The following is a 24,025-nucleotide window of genomic DNA, read 5'->3' as shown; positions in this document are numbered from 1 at the left end:
GTGAACAATTGAAGATGCAACTCCGGTTGCTGCCGCGAAGATGTCCGGTTACATTTCCCTTCGCCAGCATGCCGGGAGAGGTTCGCGAACTCCCTCTATAAAAAACTAAACGAAACGATTGCCCGTCGAAGGCATCGTCGTTTTTGTGTTCGGCGCGTCGCGTCGCTCCCTTGGAGGGAGCGTCTAACGCGCCGTTTCTTATTGATAAGGGATCGTACGGTCCCGTCGCGAATATCCGTCTTCTACTTCAGGAGAGGTGGAAACAACATGAAACTAGAAAAAGCCGTCGTCGTTTTCAGCGGCGGGCAAGACAGCACGACATGCCTGTTCTGGGCGATGAGCCGGTTCTCGGAAGTGGAAGCAATCACGTTCGACTACGGCCAGAGGCATAAGCTGGAGCTGGATTGCGCCGCCGAGATTGCTGGAACGCTTGGCGTCAAACATCATATTCTCGATATGTCGCTGCTGAATCAGCTCGCGCCGAACGCGCTGACGCGCGACGACATTGCAATCGAGCAAAAGGAAGGCGAGCTCCCGACAACTTTCGTCGACGGCCGAAATCTGCTGTTCTTGACATTCGCAGCCGTGCTCGCGAAAGGGATTGGAGCGAAGCATATTGTAACCGGCGTCTGCGAGACCGACTTCAGCGGTTATCCGGATTGCCGCGACGTCTTTATTAAGTCGCTTAACGTTACGCTGAATCTGTCGATGGATTACGGCTTCGTGATCGATACGCCGCTCATGTGGCTCAATAAAGCGGAGACTTGGGAACTGGCCGACGAGCTCGGCGCCTTCGACTTCGTTCGGGAACGTACGCTCACATGTTATAATGGCATGTTGGCAGATGGCTGCGGCGAATGTCCGGCCTGCAAGCTGCGACGCAAAGGGCTTGCCGATTATTTGGCAATCCGCGGTTCGAGAGAGGCGGGACGCTGATGCTGCAGCAAATTTATCCATCTGTCCAGCATGATTATTGCTACGAGCTGAACAAGGACTTTCATTTCGCAGCGGCGCATTACATCCCTTCTGACGATGCTGGCAAATGCCGCTTGACGCATGGGCATACGTATTTCGCCAATGTGACGGTCGCGGGAGAAGAACTCGACGATTCCGGCTTCCTTGTCAATTTCGCCATTATTAAACAACTGATTCACAACCGATTCGATCACACCCTGCTTAACGAAGATACCGACAGCTTCGACAATGGCATATCCCATCGGTTTCCGACGACGGAGGTCGTCGCGCGGGTCATCCACGACCTTGTGCAAACGCATCTGGACAGCCTGCCGAACCGTCCGCAATGTCTGCAGGTTTTCCTGCGCGAGACTCCGACGAGTTATTGTATCTATCGGCCCAAGCGGAAGGGGAAGGGCAATGACTGATTTTCGACGTTCGAGAAGATCTGATTCGGCGGCGTCGGCTAACGCCGGAAAGGCATCCGGTACAGCATCCGGCTTGGTCGGCGCTGCTAGACCTATACCCGTGCTGGAAGTGTTCGGACCGACGGTGCAGGGAGAAGGCATGGTTGTCGGCCGCAAAACGATGTTCGTCCGCACCGCCGGCTGCGACTACAGCTGCAGCTGGTGCGACTCGGCCTTCACGTGGGACGGCTCCGGCAAGGACGATATTCGTCTGCTGTCCGCAGCGGCGATTATCGAGGAGCTGGAGAAGATCGGCAGCGGCACGTTTGATCATGTAACGATCTCAGGCGGCAATCCTGCCCTTTTGCCGCAGCTCTCCGCGTTGATACAGGGCTTGCATGATCGAGGCTGCAAAGTCGCTCTGGAGACGCAGGGCAGCCGCTGGCAGCCATGGTTCAAGGCCATCGACGATCTGACTTTGTCGCCAAAGCCGCCAAGCTCCGGCATGACGACGAACTGGGACACGCTGGATGATATTGTAGAAAGGCTGAGCGAGGCCGGGAACGGTTTCTGTCTCAAGGTTGTCATCTTTGACGATGCCGACTTGGATTACGCACGCAAGGTACATGCCCGTTACCGCGATGTACCGTTCTATCTTCAAGCAGGGAACGGCAATCTGACTGAGACGGACCCGCAAGCGATGCTTCCTTATCTCGTGGAGCGTTATGAATGGCTGATTAGCCGGACAATGCCGGACGAGTCGCTCCGGGGCGTGCACGTACTTCCCCAACTCCACACCTGGATATATGGCAACAAAAAAGGCGTATAGGTAGTTCAAAAAGCCGCTTCCCATCACGAAGCCTATTCGGAGGTGATTATTCGGCGTCGAATATTGAACTCAGCCGAAACTTCCGTTTCTCACGTAGCTCCGCTACGCTCCGATACTCAGTTTCTAGCTTCGTCCAATCTTCTCGGTGCTGAAAAGCGGCTTTTTGAACCTCTATTTTATTTAAGTGCAAGAACCAACAAACCCCTTTAATACTTAAAAAGAAAAATAGATCGAAAGGATGTGCAAGAATGGAAGGTAGGCAAAAGGAAGAATTGGACCGCATTACGCTGCTCGGGAATCAAGGGACGAAGTACCCGTTCCACTACGCGCCTGAGGTGCTGGAATCGTTTGATAACAAACACCCCGGCCGCGATTATTTCGTCAAATTTAATTGTCCGGAGTTTACGAGTCTATGCCCGATCACGGGACAGCCTGACTTCGCGACGATCTACATCTCTTACATTCCGGATGTTAAGATGGTTGAGAGCAAGTCGCTAAAGCTGTATTTGTTCAGCTTTCGGAATCACGGCGACTTCCACGAGGATTGTATGAACATTATTATGAATGATCTGATCAAGCTCATGGATCCGCGTTATATCGAGGTTTGGGGCAAGTTTACGCCGCGAGGCGGCATCTCCATCGATCCGTACTGCAATTGGGGACGTCCGGGTACCAAGTTCGAAGAAATGGCTTCTTACCGTCTTATGAATCATGACCTGTATCCCGAGAAAGTCGATAACCGCTAGCGTATGAAGACTATACTCGTCACCGGCTATCGCGCGCATGAGCTAGGCATTTTCAACCAGAAGCACAAGGGTATCCCCTATATTCGTCAAGCGATCACGAACAAGCTGATTCCATTGCTGGAGGAAGGCTTGGAATGGGTGATCACGCCCGGCGGGTACGGTGTGGATTTATGGGCCTGCGAGGCGGCGATCGACCTCAAGCCGCAATATCCTCAGCTCAAGCTGTCCATTCTGACGGCATTCCAAAATCAAGAGGAAAATTGGAAAGAAGAGAAGCAGACCTATTACCGAGATCTTCTTAAGCAAGTTGATTATTACGCGGCCGTGTCGAAGGCGCCTTACGAGGGGCCGTGGCAGTTCAAAGCTCGGGACGAGCTTCTGCTGCGCAAGTCGGACGGCATCATTCTCGTGTATGACGAAGATGCCGGCGAAGGAAGTCCGCGCTTTATGAAGGAGCGTGCACTGCGGAAAATGCAGGAGGAGGGCTATCGTTACCTTGCCGTGACGTCCGAGGATATTCAAAGCGTGGCCGACGATGAAAGTTACCTCGAAATGGAATAAGAGTTAAGGACTGGAGCCGGAAGGTGCCAATCCTATTTTTATTTTGGGCGGCCTAATTGTTTCGAGAACGCGGCAGCAGGGACAAGTCAACAAGCAAGACTCTGCGGCAAGGCATATCCTATCGTATAACTCTCCGATGAAAAGAGGTGGCGAGGATGCCGCTCGTTTGGGTTAATTCGGCATGCGGGGTGATGGGGGCGATTCTATTGTTCGCATTTGGAGGCTGGTCGGAATCATTGACGTTTCTTTTGGTTGCGATGGCAGCGGATTATTTAACGGGTATTGCGGCCTCCCTGAAAGAAGGCAAAGGGTTGAGTAGTTCATTTGGAGCATGGGGACTTGCGCGAAAAGGGTTATCGCTCCTCGTTGTCCTGCTAGCCCATCGGATTGACGTGCTTATGAACACGGAGGATGTGACGATGGGGGCGGCTATATTTTTTTATATCGCGAATGAGCTGATCTCCGTAACCGAAAACTACGGCAGACTGGGACTGCCGCTGCCGGAACGGATTCGCAAGATGATTGCGGTCCTAAAGGAGAAGGATAAGTAACGCATATTCCGGCCTGGTTAATTAGTCAGGATCTAAGGGGATGTTCGAAGAAGCGACAAGTAGACGCTCTGCGCGAGGATGCGCTCGAGAGCGTCTTTTGGCTCGCGATTATTCGATGAGAATTATTACGCTTCGGATTAGAGGGTTCGGCAGACGTTTGAGTGCCTGCAGAGCGAGACATCTCGGACGACAGTCAGTTAGTTAGTCAGTTAGTCAGTCAGGCGGTGCTGGAATTTTTTCGTCTGTCGCGCGCGATGATAAGATCCGTAATGAAGCCGAGCAGCGCCCACGTCAGCACGGTCAGCGCGTACATCAGCAGCACGCTGATGTCGTGAATGTCCATGAACATGTCCGCGAACCAAGCGGGAACGCTGAACATGAAAAACACCATATTATGAGGATCGTAGCCGGTATAGTTGAATGCGCAGACGGCAAGTCCGATGAGAGTGGCAATGATTGTGACCTTGTATCGCATGATGCGCGTTCGCTCCTTTAACTAAAGATTGCCGTAATGTCATCTCATAGGTTATTATGTGACAAAAGGACGAAACTCATGCCGTATGCTTCGGCAAGGCGGCAATACGTACAATAGGGAGGACTAAGTATCATGATTACACACATCGTTTGCTTCAAATTGAAGGATCGCAACGCGGACCTTGACAGTACAGTGGCGATTCTGCGCGATATGGAAGGCAAAATCGAGGAGCTTAAATACATAGAGGTTGGCGTGGATGTTCTTCATTCGGAACGCTCTTACGATATCGCCCTCGTGACGAAATTCGATTCAATGGCAGACCTGGAGGTTTATCAGGTGCATCCCGTACACAAGAAGGTGATCGAGCATATGTCACGGGTGCGCGAAGCATCCGTCAGCGTCGATTACGAAAGCTCGAGGGCTTAAGCAATGTCAGAGATGAGAGACGTTTACGAAATATTCACCTATTTGCTTGTAATCATTTTTAGCAGCATCATTATGGTTGCTTGGCTAAAACGCAAGGCTCGGCGGAGCAAGAAGTAAATCGAAAGCAGGGAATAACATGTATTATGTAAACCAGGAACAAATCGCAGTCCGGCTGGGTGCCATTCCGGCATTGACGGATGCGCTGCGTGAGCTGGCTAATGGATGGAACGGCAGTCTGATGCAAGGACTTGCGCAGGAGCGTGCGCTTCACTTGGCAATCGAAATCGTAACCGATGTCGGAAGTTATCTGATCGACGGATTTCTGATGCGGGATGCCAGCAGCTACGAGGATATCATCGAAATTACTGGGGCGGAAGGCGCCTATCCGGCCGATATGACCGAGACGCTGACGGAGCTTGTAAAGCTTCGCCGCCCGCTGGTACAGGAATATTACAGCTGGCCGCGAGGCGAGCTGCATCCGTATACGGCCAGATTGGCTGAACTGCTGCCGACCTTTGCATCGGCTGTAGAGACGTATCTTAAGAAAGAACTGCAATAGGCAATCATCGATCGGTCGGGCGGAGAGGGGGAGAGGGCATGGCAGATCTGATGGCGGAGCGAGACGGCGTTGAGGCCGTTGGCACAGCTGGCGCTACGCGAGGGCGGCTGCTGAACTTGCTTCGTAAGCAAGGCGGCATGAACGCCGCGATGCTTGCAGCCGAGCTGGGTCTTACGGAGATGGCGATTCGCCGCCATATGCACGAGCTGGAGCGCCAAGGCAGTGTCAGCATCGTGCCGCAGCGCCAGCCTAAAGGCCGTCCGCTTCATGTATACGAGCTGACGGATGCGGCGGATCGCCATTTTCCACGTAACTACCATACGCTAGCGATCGACCTGCTCGCCGAGCTGGAGTCTGATCCCGACACCATGCCGCTCATTAACCGTATGTTCGAAGGCCGCAAGCGGAAGCTTCTGGAGCGTTATGCTCCGCGTATGGAAGGCAAGACGTTGGAGGAGCGTGTGCGCGAGCTGACGGCGATTCAGAACGGCGGCGGCTACATGGCAGAGATGGAGCGCGGGGACGGCGATGGTTATATGCTTCATGAATATAATTGTCCCATCTCCGATGTTGCCGGACGTTATGATCAAGCTTGCCGGTGCGAGCTGTCGCTGTTCCGTTCTCTCCTGGAGGCGAATGTGCAGCGCACGGAATGTCTCGCGAAGGGCGGCAATAGATGCAGCTATGCAATCGGTAAATTTGTCCCCGCAGCTCTCCTCTCGGGCGAGTAAAATCGACGAATACGTACGCAAAAATTTGATCTTATATTGGGCACGACCTGCTGCGGGTCGTGTTTTTTGTTGTTCGTTCGACCCCTCAGTCGGGATTTAGCGGCAAGTAGGATTAAGAATTGTCCATGCGGCGAACGAGCCCATTGATTTTTATCCGGGGGATCCATGCGACTTTGTGTCAAGACAAGCCCAGTCTGCTTATACTGTCATTACGCAAATGGGCATTCGCCCTTGTCGGCCGTGAAGGCATGTGGTGGAGAAGGATCAGAGAGAGAGGAGCGGGAGGGATGACGATGGAATGGATTGCCGCTGTGGCTGTTGCCGCGTTCGTGATCTGGGTAGCGGGCACGCTGCTTGCCGTACGCGCGCTGCTCGGCAGAATGGCGCGGGTTCAGGCATCGGCAGAAGCGGTGCAAGAAGATATGCACAGACTGTCTGGCGAGATGAGGCAGGTGCTGCTGCCAACCGAACAGACGATGCGATCGCTCCAGCAAAGCGCGGAATCGGCCGAGCGGCTATTCCAGGCGGTGGGCCAAGTGGGCGGTACGATTGAGCATGCGACGTCGGCTGTAGAGCGGGTAACGGGAACGTTGTCGCAGTCCGCAATCGGCCATGCCGAACGAATCGCCAAGCAGCGTGAGCTTGATGCCGCGGTCCAGTGGGCGGAGCTTGGATTAACCGCTTGGCAGCTCTGGCAAACGGGGCGCAAGCCGCCATCCGGCAACGGAGGAACCGTGTCCTCGGCTCCCGTAAGCTCTTCTTCGCCGAAATAAGAAGCATGTCTGAATGGCCGGACCAAGGGGCAGGGTACTCTAAGAACGAAAGGAGCGACGATCACATGTCAACACGTAAAGGAAACAAAGGATTTCTGTTTGGCGCGTTAGCTGGAGGTGTGCTTGGATCTATCGCGGCGCTGTTATTTGCGCCAAAAGCAGGCAAAGAGCTTCGTCACGATATCTCCGTTCAGGCTCAGAAGGTGGGCGATAAAACAGGAGAGATCGCCAAAGGCATCGGTCATGGGGCAATCGAGCTTGCGGATCGGACGAAACAAGCGGCAAGCAATATGGCAAGCAATGTAAGAAGCTTTGGCAGAGGCAGGGGAACAGAAGCAGCTGCGATCTCGGGCATCTCGACCGAAGCGGCGGAAGAGCTGGCTACAGGTGTCATTCATCATGGCGCCGATGCAGGGGAACAAGCGGCCGAAGCGGTAGTAGCAACAAAAGAAGTTGCGGCTGAAACTCTGGAATCGACTGCAGAAGCCGTAGAAGAAGCTGCTGAGCACGGCACGGAATGGATGAAAGAAGTATTCGCTGAAGCGGGCGAGGCGGTGCAGGATCGATTCGAAGCCGTCGGCGAGACGATCGTGGAAGCTGCTGACGCGGAACCGTATAAGAAATAAGCTGAGCTGTATGAGCGGCACTAGCCGCAAGGAGCCGAACACCGTTCCACTCCATGGATGGAATGGGCGATTCGGCTCTTTGCCATGTTCGCGGGATGGGATGCATGCGACTAACGATTCTTGAACGTTAACCTATTATGCGTTAAGATGTAGGTACATTTTCGATGGGGTTATCATATGCTATGGTAATTTTGACCCCTATCTTCTTCGTCCTACATCCCAGTCCAAGAAAGCGGTGTGTTTGTGCAGCATCCGATAGCAATACTAGATTCAGGCGTTGGCGGGCTTACCGTAGTGAAGGAAGTCATGCGCCAACTGCCGCGCGAGAAAATCATTTATTTTGGCGATACGGCAAGAACGCCTTACGGGCCGCGTTCGGCGGAGGAAGTGCAAGCATTTACAAGGGAAATCGTCGATTATCTTATACAATTCCAGCCCAAAATGATCGTTATCGCCTGTAATACGGCCACGGCCGTCGCCTTATACGACATTCGCTCGCGAGTGTCAATCCCGGTCGTAGGCGTCATTAATCCAGGCGCAAGGGCGGCTATTGGGCGCACGACCACCGGTTGGATCGGCGTCATTGGCACTGCCGGTACGATTAACAGCGGCGCTTACGAGAATGCGTTGCGCGAGTTGACGCCGAATGTACAGGTCGTGAGCGAGGCCTGCCCGAAATTCGTTCCGCTCGTGGAGCAGGGCAACTTCCGCTCTCAAGAAACCTATGAGGTTGTACGCTCGTCAATCGAGCATTTACGGACTTATCCCATGGATTGCCTCATTCTCGGCTGCACGCATTATCCCTTCCTGTCGGAAACGATATCCGAGGTAATGGGCAGCGAAGTTACGCTGATCAGCTCCGCCGAGGAGACGGCGCGCGAGATCAGCACCATTTTGCAGGAAAAACGCGAGCTGGCGACCAATGATCCCGTCCCGGTTCACCAGTTTTTCTGCAGCGGCGACCCGTATATGTTCAAGCAAATCGCTCAGCAATGGCTTGGCGAGCAGATCGATCTGACGCCGGTTGTCTGGCAAGTGCCTAATATTAGCTAATATCGTTTTTAAAAGTAAGAAGCGACTTTTTCGTACATTTGACCGCAAATCGGGTCAACTGTGCGGAGAGTCGCTTTTTTTACTGTACGTTAGTCTAAAGAAGAAGAGTTTACGATATTGCGATAATGGTTGGAAGCTTCCGCGCATATGATGGTAAGAAACGGGAACGCAGGCAAAGGGTAAAGGAGTGCGGAGCTTGAATAAAAACGGATATGATGACATCGGATATACATACGAGGATATGATGGAGGAATGCCGGCAGCTTGCGATCGGTTCCCCCTTTATCGCGGCCGAGAGCATCGGCAGAAGCGTTATGGGCAAGCCGATTCTGGCCATGCGCGTAGGCTGCGGAGCTCGGAACCTGCACATAAATGCGTCGTTTCATGGCAACGAGTGGATTACGTCAGCGCTGCTCATGCGGTTTCTTACGGAGCTCTCAAACGCATATGCGACCGATGGACTAGTAGGAGGAGTCGATGTCCTGAGGTATTGCAGCGAATGGACGATCTGGGCTGTGCCTATGGTAAATCCGGACGGCGTGGAGCTTGCGCAGAGAGGCGTCCAGCCCAACCATCCTCTTTACAGCCAGCTGTTGGCCTGGAACGGCGGATTGGACGACTTCAGCGGCTGGAAGGCGAATATGAGAGGCGTTGATCTTAACGACCAGTTTCCCGCATATTGGGAAGAAGAATGCAAACGCAGAGGGGCAACGGGACCCTCCCCGCGGGATTACCCCGGACCTTGTCCGCTTAGCGAACCGGAAGCGCAGGCTATGGCCAGGCTGACGGAGAGCGTGCCGTTTCACGCAGTCATCGCGCTGCATACGCAAGGGAGGGAAATCTACTGGAACTATCGGGACTACGAGCCGCCCGAAACGGAGGCGCTTGCCCAGAGGCTGGAGCGGGCAAGCGGTTATAAGTCGGTGAAGCTGAGCGGCAGCGACGCGGGTTACAAGGACTGGTTCATCTATCGATTTAGACGTCCCGGCTTTACAGTGGAGGCGGGTTTCGGCGTTAATCCGCTGCCATACAGCAGTTTGGATCGCATCTACGAGGAGCTGAGACCTCTGCTGCTGGAATCATTGCGAATGTAGGAGAAGGGGGCGACGCTGTTTTCGGATAGCTTTGCAAGCGGCTATTGAGCTTCTGACCGTCGGGGCAACTGCTTGCCGCGAGCCAGAAATCGCTTGTATAACCGTGGCCTAGCGCCTTGCTCCTCGCCCCTTGTCCCTCCTCCTTGCTCCTGTAAGGCATCTCTGTGTTATACTTGGAACAAGAACGAAGCCGTAAGGCGGACGGGAGGTGCGGGGCATGCGCAAGCTGCTGACGCTCAAGCATTGGAAAAACACTTTCGCGTTCATATACAAGCTGCTGATGTCAAAGGAAGTGGCCGTAAGGGACAAACTTCTGTTCTTGATCCCGGTCATCGTCTATTGGGTCGTGCCGGATGTGCTTCCGCTAATTCCGATCGATGATATCGCGTTTACGATGATTATTGCAGAATGGTTTGCAGCGCGGATGGGCAGGAAGTATAATATATCTTGATCTGGATTATACGAATTTATATTTTAAAGGCATAGAAGGAGCTGTTGAAGGATGCACTGCAAAATTTCCCGCAATGCGGCCAAGATGATAAAGGTGGAGCTGGACAAGCCCGAGAACGAAGGCAAGCTGCTGCGCGTCTACGTTACGCATGCACACGGCGACCATGCTCATTACGGCATGGGCATCGACGAGCCGACGGACAATGATGTCGTCGTGTCTACGGACAAGGAGATCGACGTTATTCTGGAGAAGGACAATGCGTTTCTGGACGGCGTCCGAATCGATTATTTCTACGTCCCGGAGGAAGGGTTTGCCGTTACGAATCCGTCCAAGGGCAATCACGGAGATCATTAAGCGTCGCAGCAAGCGGATGCGGATTGGAACGATGAGTCATGGCAACAAACGATATTAGAATATGCGACAAGTGCAAGCATATGCGGATGAAGACGGCGGTGGCCAAAATCGGGATGCAGGCGCCGGAGACGGAAGTCCGCATCGGCTGCAAATCCTATTGCGGGCCATGCGCCCGTTACGCCTTCGTATTTATTAACGGCAGATATGTAAAAGGCGCGACGGAAGACGAAGCTATCGACAAAGCAATGACGTACTTGAAGAAGTGAATTCGGCGGACATGCTGCGGGAAGAGACAGAGGACGCGACGGCGAAGGTCGGCGCTGGTTTCTGTCTTTTTTCTAATGCGGAAGGGATGAGGGAAAGGCATGCGGAATTTTCGTTCACGACGGGAGGGTGCAAGAGAACGCAGTCGGTATTACCTTGCCGGCATCCTTGCGGGACTGGCGTATCTAATCGGAGCCGAGTTGATCTGGTTGCCCGCTCCGCTCGAGTCTGGCGGGGGAATGGAGTGGATCGAATGGATCGATTATTTGTATTATGGGCTGGCTGTCGTTCCTCTTTGTTGGGTTGCCGGATCGATTGACAGGGGATTGTGGAATGGCACGACGCCGGTTGTGCTCCGCCTGATCAGAATAGCTCTGGCTGCAATAAGTTTGGCGTCGGCAGGCATTATCGTCTTCGCCGTCGATAGGCTGGAGCTGCAGCTCTTTGGTATCGTGGCCTGCGCCGTGCTGGTGTTCGCGGAACTTCTCGTCAGCGAAGTCCTTCGTAAACGACGCTTCCCGTGGCGTAACAGCGCGCTGCTTGCAAGTACTCTGGCTGTGCTGGCGTTAACGGCATGGCCAACCTCGTACAATGTGACGTACCCTGGCATGACGCTGAACCTGAATCGATACGCCGAGGTAGAAGGGGGGATTGCCGGAGGCGTCATTGACGGCGTGCTGGTGTTCGACCGGCCAGCCGTTTTGGCCGACAGGCTATACGCGGCTTTTTTCCCACAGTACGTTTTCCAGCCCATTCCGGAAAATGAACCTCCTCTATCGGAGACGTACGCGCAGGTTGTCGCCATGAAAAGTGACGCTAACCGGGTAGCGGCGGCGATCGCCATGGAAAAGGCGGGGCTCGGCGAGGGAGCCGTGCCGGACGGCGTCCGCATCGTGGCCATCGTAAAGGGAAGCCCGGCTGACGGCACCTTGCAAGCGGGCGATATTATTGACGCGCTGGACGGCAGACCGGTTTCCCGAGTAGAGGATCTGATTACGACGATGGAGACGGCAGTCAAGGCGGGTGACGAAGTTCGGGTATCGGTGCGCAGAGGAGCGGCGAAGGAAGAAATTATCGTGCGGGCTGCCGCATCGGAGGATACTCCGGACCGGGCGGTGTTTGGTGTATCCGTACAGACGGAGGTGAAGCTTGACACGCCCAGGATCGTCTCGTACAACGACTACATGGCGCATGTCGGAGGTCCATCGCATGGAGCTATGCTGACTTTGGCTCTGATCGATCAGCTGACGCCCGGCGGCGTAACGAAAGGGCTCCGCATAGCGGGAACGGGAACGATCGAAGCCGACGGCTCGGTCGGCATGGTTGGAGGCATTCCGCAGAAGGCTTATGCCGTGAGTCGAACGGATGCGAATGTATTTTTTGTGCCTCGTGCGGGAGAGGAAGCGGCGAAAGCTGCCGCACCAGGCCTGAATATTGTAGCGGTCGAGCATATCGACGATGTGCTCCAGTGGCTTGAAAGCCAATAAAACGGTCCAGCTCGACCGGACAGGACAACAAACGCAAACAAGCTGCACTTTCGGCCGAAGATTCGGCTGAAGCGTGCAGCTTGTTGTTTGTTGTGCCAAGTTTATTAACGGGACATCTCGATGGCCTCAACGACGCCGTTCTTGCGGAAAGAAGGGATGAGGTCGCCCATGACGATCCGATCGGACATGATGAGCGTTTGATCGGCCTCCGCCGTCTTGTCTAGGCAACGCGATACTTCCAACGAGCTGCCGCTAGCGATGTCGAAGCAGCGGCCGTTCTTCTGAAGTCCGTCTTCTGGGGGGAAATAATATAACGAATCGTCCCGCCAGGATCCATCGCGCTGCACGACCATCCGCGAAGCTATTTCCGTATCCGTCAGCAGCGGCATGCCGAGCAAATATTGCCGACTCGTCGAGATGCCGAGAAGATGCAGCAAGGTCGGCGTCGTATCGAGCTGACCACCGATGGTATCCCTGATTCCCGCATGCGCCCCATCGGGAAGATGGACCATGAACGGTACGCTTTTCAACGCCACCTCTTGAGTCAACGAATCCGACGGATCGTCGAGGAACCGATCATATAAGCTCCAATCGGGGATGGAGTTGTCGTGATCGCCGTATAAGAGGAATATCGTCGATTCCCACAGCCCTTCGTCCTTCAGTCTGGCGATCAGCTCTCCAAGCGCGGCGTCCGCATAATGCACGGCCTGCAAATAATCGCCCATGATCGTACCTTCAAGCTCCTCGACGTCCAGCTTTTGCTCCTGCTCTGGCATTTTGTACGGATGGTGGCTCGTAAGCGAGATCATAAAAGCATAAAAGGGCGAGTATTCGCCGGAAGCCTTGTTCGTCTCCAAAATTTTATCCATCGACTGCCTGTAGAACGACTTGTCGCCAAGCGACCAGCCCAACCTCTCGTCGAGTTCGTAATGTTTGAGACTGTAGAACGCATCGTACTCCATGTTGTTGTACATCACATTGCGGTTCCAGAATCCGCCTTGGTACGCGTGGAAGACATTCGCGGAATAGCCGTTCGCCTTCAACGTGCCGGGCAAACAATCGAACTCATGCGATGCATATTGAACGAAGACGGAACCGCTCTTCACGGGGAGCATGGAGCAGCTAGTAGCGAAGTCCGCATCCGATGTCCTGCCTTGCGCCGTCTGGTGATAGAAGTTTTTGAAAAAGACGCTGTCGTTCATCAGTTCGTTCAGGACCGGCGTAATGGGCTGACCGCCGATGGAGGCGCCAAGCATAAAGTTCTGCAAAGCTTCGACTTGAACCATCAGCACATTGCTCCCGGCGTAAGCGCCGAATAAAGAATCACGCTCCAGCTCTCCCCGAAGACGACCGCGTTCCTCGATCCACTGCTCGGTCTCGGACTTCTGTTCGGCGGTAACAGACTCCGCGCCAAACCAATTAATAGCAGCGTAACGATAGACATCGTAAGCATGGAAGCCCAGTCCGCCGGTGACGTTGTAGATCGTCAAGTTCCACCAATTTTTCTCGAAAAGTCCTTTGGCCCATGTATCCGTTGCATGATTGAGATTGACGGTAAACAGCATGAAGCCAATGGCGAAGGCAACGATTGATGCTCCGATCCGGATTGCGGCTTTCTTCCAGATGAGTCGTCCCGTTGTTTGTTTCGCCCGCAGTATCCCTCGCCCTCTCCATGCGACGAAGACGGCGAACGGTAATACAAGGAGCATATCCGCGAACAACCAGAAGTCGTAGGCGCTAAGCAGCGAAGAGATGCTGTCGCCAAGCGACTCCACCTGCCCAAGCTGCAGCAGCACCGGTACCGTAATGAGATCCTGGAAGTAACGGTAATAGATGACGTCCGAGAAGAGGAGGAAGGACAGGAGCAGGTTCAACGCGGCGAGAGCGACGATACGCCACTGGGTGGGGAGCAGCAGCGTCCAGAAGGCGATCAGCAGAACGGCGCCTGTCTCGATGATGGCATCCGTGCGGGTCATATCCATATATTGCACGGACAGCAGCGTTGAGAAGAAGTACAGCTTCCATACCATCGCGCCGGCGAACAAAATAAAATCGGCCACTGCCAGGCGATCCAACCAGCCGAGAACCCATGCGAGGAGGCGGCCGAAGCCGCCGCTTCTGACAATCATATCATCTCTCCCTCGGCGGCAAAGGTCCGAAGAAGGAGTAGAAGTCGCATTGAATGCGGCCGTTGAACAGCTTGCGTTTCTTGTCCGCCTTCCTGCCCATATAATGCTCCACCTGCGTAGACGGGCTGATGGCGAATATGGACCATGTCGGATAATGCAGGGATGTCAGACCGAACTGGCGAAGGGCGGCTTCGGCTTGCGCATCATCGCCCAATCGTTCGCCGTAGGGCGGATTCGTCAGTATAACGCCATAGTCGCCTGGCGGCTTCGCCTTGGAGACGGGCGTGACGCTCAGCTTGATGTCCTTGGCGAAGCCCGCGCGTTTCACTGCAGCTTCGGCGATCTCGATTGCATAAGGGTCGATGTCGGAGCCGAAGATCTGCAGCGGCACGTCATCGCGCACGGCATCGTAAGCTTCGTCGCGAGCGTTACTCCACATCTCTTCCGTCAATTGCGGCCACCGTTCGCTGACGAAGCTGCGGCGGAGTCCCGGCGCGATATTCCAGCCGATCATGGCGGCTTCGACGAGGAAAGTGCCGGATCCGCAGAAGGGATCGTACAGCGGTCTCTCGGGGCGCCAGCGGCTAAGCTGGACTAGCGCGGCCGCCATCGTCTCGCGAATCGGCGCTTCTGTCGATGCCAGGCGATAACCCCGCCTGTGAAGGCCGGAGCCGGATGTATCCAGCGTGAGAAGCGCTTCGTCGTTCAACAATGTAATTTCGATCTCGTATTTCGGTCCGTCCTCAGGGAACCACTCCGTACCGTATCTGCCTTTAAGCGACTCGACGACGGCTTTTTTAACGACGCCTTGCACGGCAGGGACGCTCGTTAACTGCGACTTCTGCGACCTCCCGTTGACGGGAAATTCTCCATCGGCCGTAATCCAGGAGGACCAGTCCAGCGCCTTCGTTCCCTCGAACAGTTCGTCGAAGGTCGTCGCTTTAAAGCGGCCCATATTGATCAGCACGCGGCCGGCGGAGCGCAGCCACAGATTGGCGCGCGGGATATCCTCGGGTCCGCCGGTGAAGTTGACGCGACCGTTCTCGGTGTGCGTATCCTCGTAGCCCAGCTCCTTTAGCTCGCGGGCGACGACAGCCTCGAGTCCCATGGGTGCGGTAGCGATTAATTGCAATTTGCTCATGAATGAACACTCATTTCCGAATTGATATCGAACGGGTAGCCTTACAGCATGGCGACCATTGTCGTTTCTTGTCACGAATCCTATAAAAACGTACAATTAAGTATAGGACAAATAGCGACGATTTTACAAATCGAATATAGAGGAGAGTGCAGAATGTCGGACATCGAACAATACGTCGACGGTCTCTATGAGACGGATGCGGTGCTAACGCGGGTAAAGGCGGGCATTGCGGCTGAAGGGATGCCTTCGATCTCGATCGCGGAGGGTTACGGCCGACTGCTGACGCTTCTCGTGCGGATGAGCGGAGCGGAGAAGGTGCTGGAGATCGGAGCGCTTGGCGGTTACAGCGGCATCTGCCTGGCACGAGGAATGGAAGGGAAGGAAGGCGGAGGTTCGCTGGTGTCGCTTGAGCTGCTGCAGCCGTATGCCGAAGTGGCGGCTCGCCATTTGGCAGAAGCCGGTTATGGCGGCATCGCGGAGTATATCGTTGGCGATGCAAAAGAAAGTTTGGCCAGGCTCAAGGAGCAAGGCCGTAAATTCGACTTCTTCTTTATCGATGCGGACAAAGAAGGATATCCAATCTATCTTGACCATGCGCTTGAGCTCGCGCTGCCCGGAGCGCTCATCGTCGCCGACAACATTTTGCTGCGGGGACGCACGACGGATGCAACCAAGCAAGGGCCGGCGGTTCAGGCGGTGAGGTCGTTCAACGAAAGAATCGCGAGGGACGTCAGGCTGGAGAGCACGATACTTCCCGGCTACGACGGGCTCGCGATTGCAAGGGTGCGCGGCTAAAGCGCACGCTAATCTTACATTGAAAGAAAGACGCTTCTTCGACTCTGTTCAGAGGGAAGATTGCGTCATTCTTTTTATATATGTCCAATCGCCAAGTACATGCGCGTCACATCAAGGTTTCAGGTTCAAGTAATTCGTTTACTATATACTACACACCGTATTTTTCATACAAAGATTTTGTCATAGTATATCGAATTGAGGTTTAATAAGATGACCTTGGGGGAACAAAAAGGCGAAACAATTATCCTTATTCCGTCGCTCGAGCCAGATGAGAGGCTGTTGCTCTATGTACGGCAATTACAAGAATATGGCCTTACCAATATTGTTATCTTGGACGACGGTTCCGGCGAGGAGTTTCAGTGGATTTTCCGTGAGCTTGGCGAGAAGGGATGCATTCTGCTTCGTCATATGGAAAATCAGGGGAAGGGTTCTGCGCTTAAGACCGGCTTTCAATATATTGAACGGCACTTCGACGAGATCGCCTGCGTTGTCACTGCGGATTCCGATGGACAACACGCTGCAGCAGATGTATTTCGGATCGCAAAAGAAGCGTTGCTCCGTCCTGAAGCGCTTATTCTCGGGGTAAGGAACTTTAACGAGGGAGGAATACCGCCCAAGTCTTTGCTGGGCAATCGGGTTACCTCCGTTATGTTTGCCATGCTTTACGGCAAACGGCTCACGGATACCCAGACAGGGCTTCGCGCCTTTGGCCCGCAGTTGCTTGCATTTATGCAAGGGGTTAACGGCTCTCGATTTGAATACGAGCTGCAAATGCTGATTTCCTGTGTCCAGTCCGGCGTGCCGATTCATACTCTGCCGATTCAAGTCATTTACGAGAACAGGAACGCGGGGACTCATTTTAAACCGCTTCGTGACAGTGCCCGGGTGATGAGAGTTTTGGTCTCCAGTTTTGCGCGGTTTATTTCCTCTTCGCTTGCCGGCTCCGTAGTCGATTTAGGATTAGCGTGGCTATTGCTTGATTTATTAAAGCCCGTGCTTGGAGAGCAGGACTATATACGAATTTTATTGGCGACGACGATCGCAAGAGCTTTCTCCATCCTGGTCAATTACTTGCTAAATAAACATTTTGTATTCCGCCAAGAGGATAGCCGGGGAAGTTTATGGCGCTATTTGACGTTATGCGCTTTCGTCATATTGATTTCCAGTACCGGTGTTTATTTCTTTCATACGTTTTTCTTTATGAATGAAAAAATAGCTAAACTCATCTGTGATGCCATGCTGTTCCTGCTCAGCTTTCAGATGCAGCGGCGGTGGGTATTTGCAGCAAGGAGGCAGCGTCTGTAGTGCAAAATGAAAAACGGCAAAATATTCTGTTCGTCGCCACGATGATTCTGATGTCCATCTACCTGTTATGGCGCATGATTTTTACGTTGCCATGGGATCAGGGTTTCTGGAATATGGTTTTCGGCATCCTGCTGATTGCGGCCGAGACGGTAACGGTGCTGACTACCTTCGAATTGTTTCTTCAGAAGATGCAAAAAAAACATACGCAGCTAGACTTCCCGAACATTGCGCCCGAGCATTATCCGGATGTAGATGTGTTCATTGCTACGCATAATGAACCGGTCGATCTGTTGTACAAAACCGTCAACGCGTGTACTTTTATGGACTATCCGGACAAGCAAAAGGTTCATATTTATTTGTGCGACGACGGAGGACGACCCGAGGTTGAGGAGCTTGCCAGACAATTTGGAGTCGGATATCTTGGATTTCCTGAAAACACGGAAGCAAAATCCGGCAATTTGAATCATGCCCTGAGCAAAACCTCCTCTCCGCTCATTGCTACTTTTGATGCGGATATGATTCCGCAACATACCTTTCTAATGAAGACCGTTCCGTATTTCCTGGTCCCCGAGTTGACGGAAGACAATAGGCAATGGCTCCTTCGCACGGAGAAGAAACGGAGCGACAAGTCTAAATCGGTGAGACGCAGGTTGAAATTAGGGCTGGTTCAAACTCCCCAAAGTTTCTACAATCCGGATTTATTTCAATTCAACCTCTATGCGGAACAGGGCATTCCGAACGAGCAGGATTTTTTCTCGAGAGAGGTTAATATTTTGCGCAACGCCTCCAATGCAGTTGCCTATACAGGGAGCAACACGGTCATATCCCGGAAGGCCATGGAGGAGATCGGCGGTTTCCCGCTAAAGACGATCACCGAGGATTTTGAGACGAGTATCCGCTTGCAGCAAGCCGGCTATATTACGTATGCGACTCAGGAGGTTCAGGCCGCAGGGCTGACCACGACAACGATTCAGAGCATGATTAAGCAGCGTATCCGCTGGGCAAGAGGCATTCTTCAAAGTTTGCAGAATACCCGTGCCATCTTCTCCAGGAAGCTTGCTTTCTGGACGAGAATTACCTATTTGAGCAGCTTCTTGTACTGGTGGTCCTTTTTTAATCGGTTGATTTTTATTATGGCTCCCATTTTATTCGCGCTGTTCGACTTCCAAATCGTAAATGTGAGCTTCTGGCAAATTTTGATTTTTTGGCTCCCGTCCTATTTCTGCTACAGCATGTCGATGCGTTATCTATCCAGCAATATTCGCAATCAGCGTTGGAGTCAAGTCATCGATACGATTTTTATGCCGTATCTGATTGTACCCGTATTACTTGAAACCTTGCGCATCCATGAACGGAAGTTCAAGGTGACAAACAAAAAAAAGGTCGCCGATCGACAATGGATGACCTCTCTGTTGTATGCCCTTCCGCATCTCTTCCTTCTTTTGTTGTCGGTTGCGGCGCTCCTTCGGTATGTGCATGGCAAGTATGGCCTCGCGCTATTTTACAGCAGCATCATCGTTTTCTGGCTGGTTTATAATATGATCGCTTTATGTTATGCTCTGTTCTTCATGATCGGGCGCCGCGCTTATCGGGAGACGGAGCGTATTCGGGCGCAAGAGGATGTAGTCATCCAATCCAAAGAGAATCATTTGCGTTATGAGGCCAGTACCGTAGATGTATCGGAACATGGTATTGCCATGTACGTCTCCCAACCCATTTATTTGCCGTCGAAGACTACGATTTCGCTGAACGTCAAGACCGAGCGGTATGAAGCGAATTTGGATGCAGTCATCGTCAACGTGAAGAAGGACGGGGAGGGCTGGCGCTATTCGGCAAAAGTTCAGCCGCTCTCCGAGATGGACAAGCGCCAATTCATGCAAATCATTTATGACCGGAAACACTCCTTGCCGGAGCAGTTGAATCTCTGGGATACGGCTTATGACGATATGGTTCGCAATGTGCAAAAACGCGTGATCCAGCCGTTCTCGAATCAGAGGAATATGCCGAGAATTCCGATTCGGTGTCCAGTCGTTTTTACCAATGGAGATCGTTGTACGCTGCGCAGCTTTAATTTCCTGTTTTTTTCCGCCACCGACTTCCAGGGAGATACGACGACCGGGGGGCTGGTTACTTTTTATACAAAAAGCAATATTGAAGTCATCCTGCAGCATACGCGGAAAACGAGATCCCGACGTGACGATATGCTTCTCTCGGTCGTCAATATTGACGATCTTGCGGAGCGAGGTCTTATCGATCAGATGCTTGATGATTTGATGCAATCGCAATCCGAGAGCGCAACTGGGGATTAGGAGAGATAGAAATGCTGATCATGCTTCAGATTTTAATGGGAGCCCTTCTGGTATCCTCCTTTCTGGGTTACATGCTGTTTGTTCGAAAAACACTTTCACTGCGATGGGAGTTTATCCCTGTATTCGTGTTTTCATCGATTGCCTGCGTTGTTTTTGTTGGCGGGTTGGCAGGGCAGCTCTTTGCGGTCAGCCTTGCCGTTATGATTCTAGGTGTGCTTGCGTTTGCTTTGAGCGTGTATGTCTGGTCGCGACGAGCAGATTCAATTCGGTTTTCCTTGTCCATATCCCAGTTTTCCTTTTTGGCAGGGAGCCTTGTTTTTTTGCTGGTGCTCTTCCAGAACCAATTGACGCATTACGATAATTTCTCCCACTGGGCGATAGTCTTGAAGGTGATGTTAAGTACGGATGCCTTTCCGACGCCGGCATCGGATCTCATTGATTTCAAAAACTATCCGCTTGGCATCTCGTCTTTTCTCTATTATGTGTGCCGTTTTGCGGGACATGCCCAATCGGTAATGTTATTAGCGCAAGGACTGCTTGTTTTTTCCTGTTTCTATGCCATGTTTGGCATTATTTCCGAGAAGAGACGTTTTCTCCTGTATGCTTTTTTAGGGTTAGGCCTTTCCGTGCTGTCCTTCTTCAATATTACGATTCGCATCACCAATCTGCTGGTGGACTTCTTGCTCCCGATTTATACGCTAGCCATCTTCGCGATTGTTTATCAGTATCGAAATAACCTGAAACGGGCATGTGTGGTCGTGCTACCGCTTGCAGGCCTGCTGACGGTCACGAAAAGCACCGGCATTATTTTTGCGGCAGTCGGGTTGATCTTCCTAATCTATACATGGCTGACTCATTGGAATAAACCTGTCTGGAAAAACGCGATTGCCGTAGCCGGACTGATCTGCGGGTCCTTGCTTCCGTATTTCGGATGGAATTGGCGTATGGCGACCGTTTTCCAGGGGGTAAAAAATAAATTCGACGTTGCTTCCTCTGGTCTGCAGAATACGGAGACGGGAAAAACCCCGGAGCAAATGCAGGACATTATTTCACTATTTCTAAGATCCGGCACCGATCTGATGACAAGACCGGCGATGGGGATTGTTGCCTTTGAACTCATAGCTATCGTTGCTTCCGTGATTGCGGCTGTCGTGCTGAAGAAACGATGGAACTTGTGGAAAGCGCTGATTGCCCTTAATATCGTATTGTTGTTGTATTATGCCGGGATTCTGGGGTTGTATCTCTACTCCATGCCGCTCGATGAGGCGATTTGGCTGGCCGGATTTGAACGTTATGCCTCGAGTATTGTAGTACTCTTCGTCGGCGGCCTGGTGTTGTGCGCTACAGTGGATCTGGAGCGTTCCTTTCATTATAAAATTGGCGAGTTGCCCGACTATCGTGCATTTAAAAGCGTCAAAACAAAAGGATATTACCAAAAAGGAATTATGGCTTGTACGGCTATTGCCGTCATCTTGCTGTTGTCCGAATACAATGGCATCCTCTCCATTGCAAAAAGCTACGAATCTACGCTTCCGCACAAAATAAAAACGGTGACCGGCGACAGGTGGTATGAAAGCGGCCAGGAGGATAGCAGTAAATATCTGATGTACGCATCGGACACGGATCAGCAAATAACGAATTACTACATGCAATATGTAGGAAAGTATTTTTTATATGCCCCGAATGTAGACGGGATCTGTTGTTTCTATGAAGATAACATGGACAATCTTCTTAGCGGTTACGATTATCTCGTTGTCGTAGAGAGCGATTCCGAAGGGAAAAGGTTGTTTGACAAACATTATGGAGTCGATATGAAAACAGGAATCTACCGAATCGATCGTTCCGGGGAACAGGTGGAACTTACGCCGCTTTGAGGACATGCAGCTGCGGGCCCGATTGTCATACTATTGTCATAGGAAGAGATGTTACGGCGGTTGTTAGGGTTTGGGAAAAAGGGCATAATGGAAAGCAGATGAAATTACATAGAAATGGGGAACGGGAATGTCTTATAACGACCGTTTCATACGGGCGAGCCGGAAGGAACAAGTAGACCGAGTGCCAGTATGGTACATGAGGCAGGCGGGGCGGTACGATCCGGATTATCGCAAAATCAAAGAAAAATATTCGCTTCTCGAAATATGCAAACAGCCGGAATTGGCGGCGGAAGTGACGATGATGCCGATCCGCAAGCTGGGCGTGGATGCGGCCATTCTATATTCCGATATTATGAATCCCGTGGCGTCGATCGGCATCGATTTCGACATCGTGGCCAACGTCGGTCCGGTCATCCATAATCCCATCCGCTCGGCTGCGGATGTGGCAAGGCTTACGCCTATCGACGTGGAAGGCGATCTCGGGCATGTGCTGGAGACGATTCGGATTCTGGACAAGGAGCTTGAAGTTCCGCTTATCACGTTTGCGGGAGCGCCGTTTACGATTGCGAGCTACTTAATCGAAGGAAGACCGTCGAAGAATTATCTGCGAACCAAAGAGTTGATGTACAGCGAACCAGCCGTATGGCACGAGCTGATGCAGAAGCTTGGAGACATGGTCATCGCCTATTTGCTGGCGCATATCGCGAACGGCGGCAAGGCATTCCAGCTGTTCGACAGCTGGGTAGGAGCGCTGTCTCCGGCGGATTTCCGCAAGTTTGTTCTGCCGACAATCGAGCGGATCTTCGCGGAACTGTCGGATCTTCCGCAGCCGAAAATTTATTTCCCAGGCGTCAGCTCGGGCGAGCTGCTGCCGGAGCTTCACAGCGTGCAGGCAGACGTCATTGGACTGGACTGGCGTGTATCCATCGAAGAAGGAAGACGCAGGCTGTCGGGCCGCACAGCGGTGCAAGGCAACCTCGATCCGACAATTTTGACGGCTCCTATGTCCGTCATCGAATCATATGCGGCGGAAATTATCGATCAGGGCATCTTGGAGCCGGGCTTTATTTTTAACCTGGGACATGGTCTGTTCCCTGAGGCCTCTCTGGAGAAGTTGGCCGAATTGACGGCATTTATCCATACGTATTCCGAGAAGGCGATCGCCGATAGAAACAAGGAGGGGTCAGGCAATGTCGGATAACGGCAACAAGATCGGCGTGCTCGTGATGTCTTACGGAACGCCGGAATCGATGGACGACGTGGAAGCTTACTATACCCATATTAGACGCGGACATGCGCCAACGCCTGAGCAGCTCGCTGAGCTGACGGATCGTTACGAAGCGATCGTTGGCGGCGTATTCCCGCTCCGCGAAAATACGAACAGCCAGGTAGCGGGTCTGCAGGACAAGCTCGAGACGATGGCTCCAGGGCAATATGTCTGCTACCAAGGGCTTAAGCATGCGCGTCCGTACATCGAGGATGGCGTGGAAGCGATGGCCAAGGACGGCATTAAGCGGGCAGTAGCCATCGTGCTTGCTCCGCACTATTCGACGATGAGCATTGGCAGCTATATGAAGCGGGCGCAAGCCAAGGCGGACGAGCTTGGCATAGAGCTGGCAACGGTAGAAAGCTATCACCTGCATCCCAAGCTGATCTCCGCGTTTACCGATCGCGTAAAGAACGGATTGGAGAAACTATCCGTATCCAGCGGCGGCGAGGCGGCGGTGCGCGTATTGTTTAGCGCCCATAGTTTGCCGGAGAAAATTCGCGAGCTTGGCGATCCATACGAGAAGCAGCTGATGGAAACGTCGGCGGCGGTAGCGGAAGCGGCAGGGGTGAAGGATTGGCAATTCACGTGGCAAAGCGCGGGCCGGACGAGAGAGCCGTGGCTGGGTCCGGATATTCTGGAGACGATGGCGAGCCTTGGCGAAGAAGGCGTAAAGGCGATACTGGTGGCGCCGGTCGGATTCGTATCGGATCATCTGGAGGTGCTGTACGATCTGGACATCGAAGCCAAAGCGGAAGCGGCCAAGCTTGACATGACGCTGGAGCGCATCGCCATGCTGAACAAGGATCCACTTTACATGGAGACGCTCGCGGAGTCGGTTGTCGCGGCGTTAAAGGTATAATTG

26 protein-coding genes and 1 riboswitch are annotated in these 24,025 nt (G+C 52.9%); of the genes, 23 read left to right on the top strand and 3 right to left on the bottom strand.

Annotated elements, in window-relative coordinates:
• Window positions 1-71: 71 nt before the first annotated feature.
• A riboswitch (PreQ1 riboswitch) is annotated at window positions 72-115 on the top strand.
• A 152-nt stretch (window positions 116-267) separates the two neighbouring features.
• The 6 genes from queC to KJW29_RS13045 all read left to right on the top strand — a co-directional run bounded on the left by queC (window position 268) and on the right by KJW29_RS13045 (window position 4,048).
• Window positions 268-936, top strand: a complete 669-nt coding sequence (gene queC, locus KJW29_RS13070) for a 7-cyano-7-deazaguanine synthase QueC (protein ID WP_214630084.1) — start codon at window positions 268-270, stop codon at window positions 934-936.
• Entirely contained in the window at window positions 936-1,382 is a 447-nt protein-coding gene (locus KJW29_RS13065; RefSeq protein WP_214630083.1) for a 6-pyruvoyl trahydropterin synthase family protein, read from the top strand. The genes queC and KJW29_RS13065 overlap by 1 nt, the downstream gene beginning before the upstream one ends.
• On the top strand, window positions 1,375-2,190 hold the full coding sequence (gene queE, locus KJW29_RS13060) for a 7-carboxy-7-deazaguanine synthase QueE (RefSeq protein ID WP_214630082.1): 816 nt from the start codon (window positions 1,375-1,377) through the stop codon (window positions 2,188-2,190). Before KJW29_RS13065 ends, queE begins: the two co-directional genes overlap by 8 nt.
• A gap of 248 nt (window positions 2,191-2,438) precedes the next feature.
• Window positions 2,439-2,936, top strand: coding sequence for a preQ(1) synthase (gene queF, locus KJW29_RS13055; RefSeq protein ID WP_087567244.1), 498 nt, complete (start codon window positions 2,439-2,441; stop codon window positions 2,934-2,936).
• 3 nt (window positions 2,937-2,939) lie between these two features.
• On the top strand, window positions 2,940-3,497 hold the full coding sequence (locus tag KJW29_RS13050; protein ID WP_214630081.1) for an SLOG family protein: 558 nt from the start codon (window positions 2,940-2,942) through the stop codon (window positions 3,495-3,497).
• A 155-nt stretch (window positions 3,498-3,652) separates the two neighbouring features.
• Window positions 3,653-4,048: a phage holin family protein gene (locus tag KJW29_RS13045; RefSeq protein WP_214630080.1), complete on the top strand. Its 396-nt coding sequence runs from the start codon at window positions 3,653-3,655 to the stop codon at window positions 4,046-4,048.
• A 217-nt stretch (window positions 4,049-4,265) separates the two neighbouring features.
• Here the strand turns inward: KJW29_RS13045 and KJW29_RS13040 are convergent, their stop codons facing one another.
• Complete coding sequence (locus tag KJW29_RS13040) at window positions 4,266-4,523, bottom strand: hypothetical protein (RefSeq protein WP_214630079.1); 258 nt, start codon at window positions 4,521-4,523, stop codon at window positions 4,266-4,268.
• Between the two features lie 132 nt (window positions 4,524-4,655).
• On the opposite strand from KJW29_RS13040, the gene KJW29_RS13035 reads away from it, so the two are divergent.
• The 11 genes from KJW29_RS13035 to KJW29_RS12985 all read left to right on the top strand — a co-directional run bounded on the left by KJW29_RS13035 (window position 4,656) and on the right by KJW29_RS12985 (window position 12,340).
• Window positions 4,656-4,949, top strand: a complete 294-nt coding sequence (locus KJW29_RS13035; protein ID WP_087567240.1) for a Dabb family protein — start codon at window positions 4,656-4,658, stop codon at window positions 4,947-4,949.
• A gap of 136 nt (window positions 4,950-5,085) precedes the next feature.
• Entirely contained in the window at window positions 5,086-5,508 is a 423-nt protein-coding gene (locus tag KJW29_RS13030; RefSeq protein ID WP_214630078.1) for a DUF86 domain-containing protein, read from the top strand.
• Window positions 5,509-5,546: 38 nt separating this feature from the next.
• Window positions 5,547-6,239 (top strand): helix-turn-helix transcriptional regulator, encoded by a 693-nt coding sequence (locus KJW29_RS13025; RefSeq protein WP_246608706.1) that lies wholly within the window; start codon window positions 5,547-5,549, stop codon window positions 6,237-6,239.
• Window positions 6,240-6,526: 287 nt separating this feature from the next.
• Window positions 6,527-7,012 carry a DUF948 domain-containing protein gene (locus tag KJW29_RS13020; RefSeq protein WP_214630077.1) on the top strand — a complete coding sequence of 162 codons (486 nt, stop codon included), beginning with the start codon at window positions 6,527-6,529 and terminating at the stop codon, window positions 7,010-7,012.
• A 65-nt stretch (window positions 7,013-7,077) separates the two neighbouring features.
• On the top strand, window positions 7,078-7,638 hold the full coding sequence (locus KJW29_RS13015; RefSeq protein WP_214630076.1) for a YtxH domain-containing protein: 561 nt from the start codon (window positions 7,078-7,080) through the stop codon (window positions 7,636-7,638).
• Window positions 7,639-7,881: 243 nt separating this feature from the next.
• On the top strand, window positions 7,882-8,691 hold the full coding sequence (racE, locus tag KJW29_RS13010; RefSeq protein WP_087567236.1) for a glutamate racemase: 810 nt from the start codon (window positions 7,882-7,884) through the stop codon (window positions 8,689-8,691).
• Between the two features lie 196 nt (window positions 8,692-8,887).
• A complete protein-coding gene (locus KJW29_RS13005) occupies window positions 8,888-9,784 on the top strand; it encodes a M14 family metallopeptidase (RefSeq protein WP_246608705.1) in 897 nt (298 codons plus the stop codon).
• A 217-nt stretch (window positions 9,785-10,001) separates the two neighbouring features.
• Window positions 10,002-10,235 carry a hypothetical protein gene (locus KJW29_RS13000; RefSeq protein WP_087567235.1) on the top strand — a complete coding sequence of 78 codons (234 nt, stop codon included), beginning with the start codon at window positions 10,002-10,004 and terminating at the stop codon, window positions 10,233-10,235.
• A 51-nt stretch (window positions 10,236-10,286) separates the two neighbouring features.
• A complete protein-coding gene (locus KJW29_RS12995; RefSeq protein WP_214630075.1) occupies window positions 10,287-10,589 on the top strand; it encodes an iron-sulfur cluster assembly accessory protein in 303 nt (100 codons plus the stop codon).
• Window positions 10,590-10,627: 38 nt separating this feature from the next.
• Window positions 10,628-10,855 (top strand): YuzB family protein, encoded by a 228-nt coding sequence (locus KJW29_RS12990; protein WP_087567233.1) that lies wholly within the window; start codon window positions 10,628-10,630, stop codon window positions 10,853-10,855.
• Between the two features lie 99 nt (window positions 10,856-10,954).
• Window positions 10,955-12,340, top strand: a complete 1,386-nt coding sequence (locus tag KJW29_RS12985) for a PDZ domain-containing protein (protein WP_214630074.1) — start codon at window positions 10,955-10,957, stop codon at window positions 12,338-12,340.
• Between the two features lie 104 nt (window positions 12,341-12,444).
• Here the strand turns inward: KJW29_RS12985 and KJW29_RS12980 are convergent, their stop codons facing one another.
• Window positions 12,445-14,469: an LTA synthase family protein gene (locus KJW29_RS12980; RefSeq protein ID WP_214630073.1), complete on the bottom strand. Its 2,025-nt coding sequence runs from the start codon at window positions 14,467-14,469 to the stop codon at window positions 12,445-12,447.
• Window position 14,470: 1 nt separating this feature from the next.
• Window positions 14,471-15,610, bottom strand: coding sequence for a THUMP domain-containing class I SAM-dependent RNA methyltransferase (locus tag KJW29_RS12975; RefSeq protein ID WP_214630072.1), 1,140 nt, complete (start codon window positions 15,608-15,610; stop codon window positions 14,471-14,473).
• A gap of 153 nt (window positions 15,611-15,763) precedes the next feature.
• Between KJW29_RS12975 and KJW29_RS12970 the strand changes: the two genes are divergently transcribed.
• The 6 genes from KJW29_RS12970 (at window position 15,764) to hemH (ending at window position 24,022) form a co-directional block, all read left to right on the top strand.
• Window positions 15,764-16,405: an O-methyltransferase gene (locus tag KJW29_RS12970; protein WP_214630071.1), complete on the top strand. Its 642-nt coding sequence runs from the start codon at window positions 15,764-15,766 to the stop codon at window positions 16,403-16,405.
• Between the two features lie 210 nt (window positions 16,406-16,615).
• A complete protein-coding gene (locus KJW29_RS12965) occupies window positions 16,616-17,710 on the top strand; it encodes a bifunctional glycosyltransferase family 2/GtrA family protein (RefSeq protein WP_214630070.1) in 1,095 nt (364 codons plus the stop codon).
• A complete protein-coding gene (locus KJW29_RS12960) occupies window positions 17,710-20,019 on the top strand; it encodes a glycosyltransferase family 2 protein (RefSeq protein WP_214630069.1) in 2,310 nt (769 codons plus the stop codon). The genes KJW29_RS12965 and KJW29_RS12960 overlap by 1 nt, the downstream gene beginning before the upstream one ends.
• An 11-nt stretch (window positions 20,020-20,030) precedes the next feature.
• Entirely contained in the window at window positions 20,031-21,893 is a 1,863-nt protein-coding gene (locus tag KJW29_RS12955; RefSeq protein ID WP_214630068.1) for a hypothetical protein, read from the top strand.
• 127 nt (window positions 21,894-22,020) lie between these two features.
• Entirely contained in the window at window positions 22,021-23,094 is a 1,074-nt protein-coding gene (hemE, locus tag KJW29_RS12950; RefSeq protein WP_214630067.1) for a uroporphyrinogen decarboxylase, read from the top strand.
• Window positions 23,084-24,022: a ferrochelatase gene (gene hemH / locus KJW29_RS12945; protein WP_214630066.1), complete on the top strand. Its 939-nt coding sequence runs from the start codon at window positions 23,084-23,086 to the stop codon at window positions 24,020-24,022. Before hemE ends, hemH begins: the two co-directional genes overlap by 11 nt.
• Window positions 24,023-24,025: the final 3 nt, after the last annotated feature.

The sequence above is a fragment of the Paenibacillus agaridevorans genome (assembly GCF_018604145.1).
GTDB lineage: Bacteria > Bacillota > Bacilli > Paenibacillales > Paenibacillaceae > Pristimantibacillus > Pristimantibacillus agaridevorans.
This window is presented reverse-complemented; position numbering and strand designations above follow the sequence as displayed.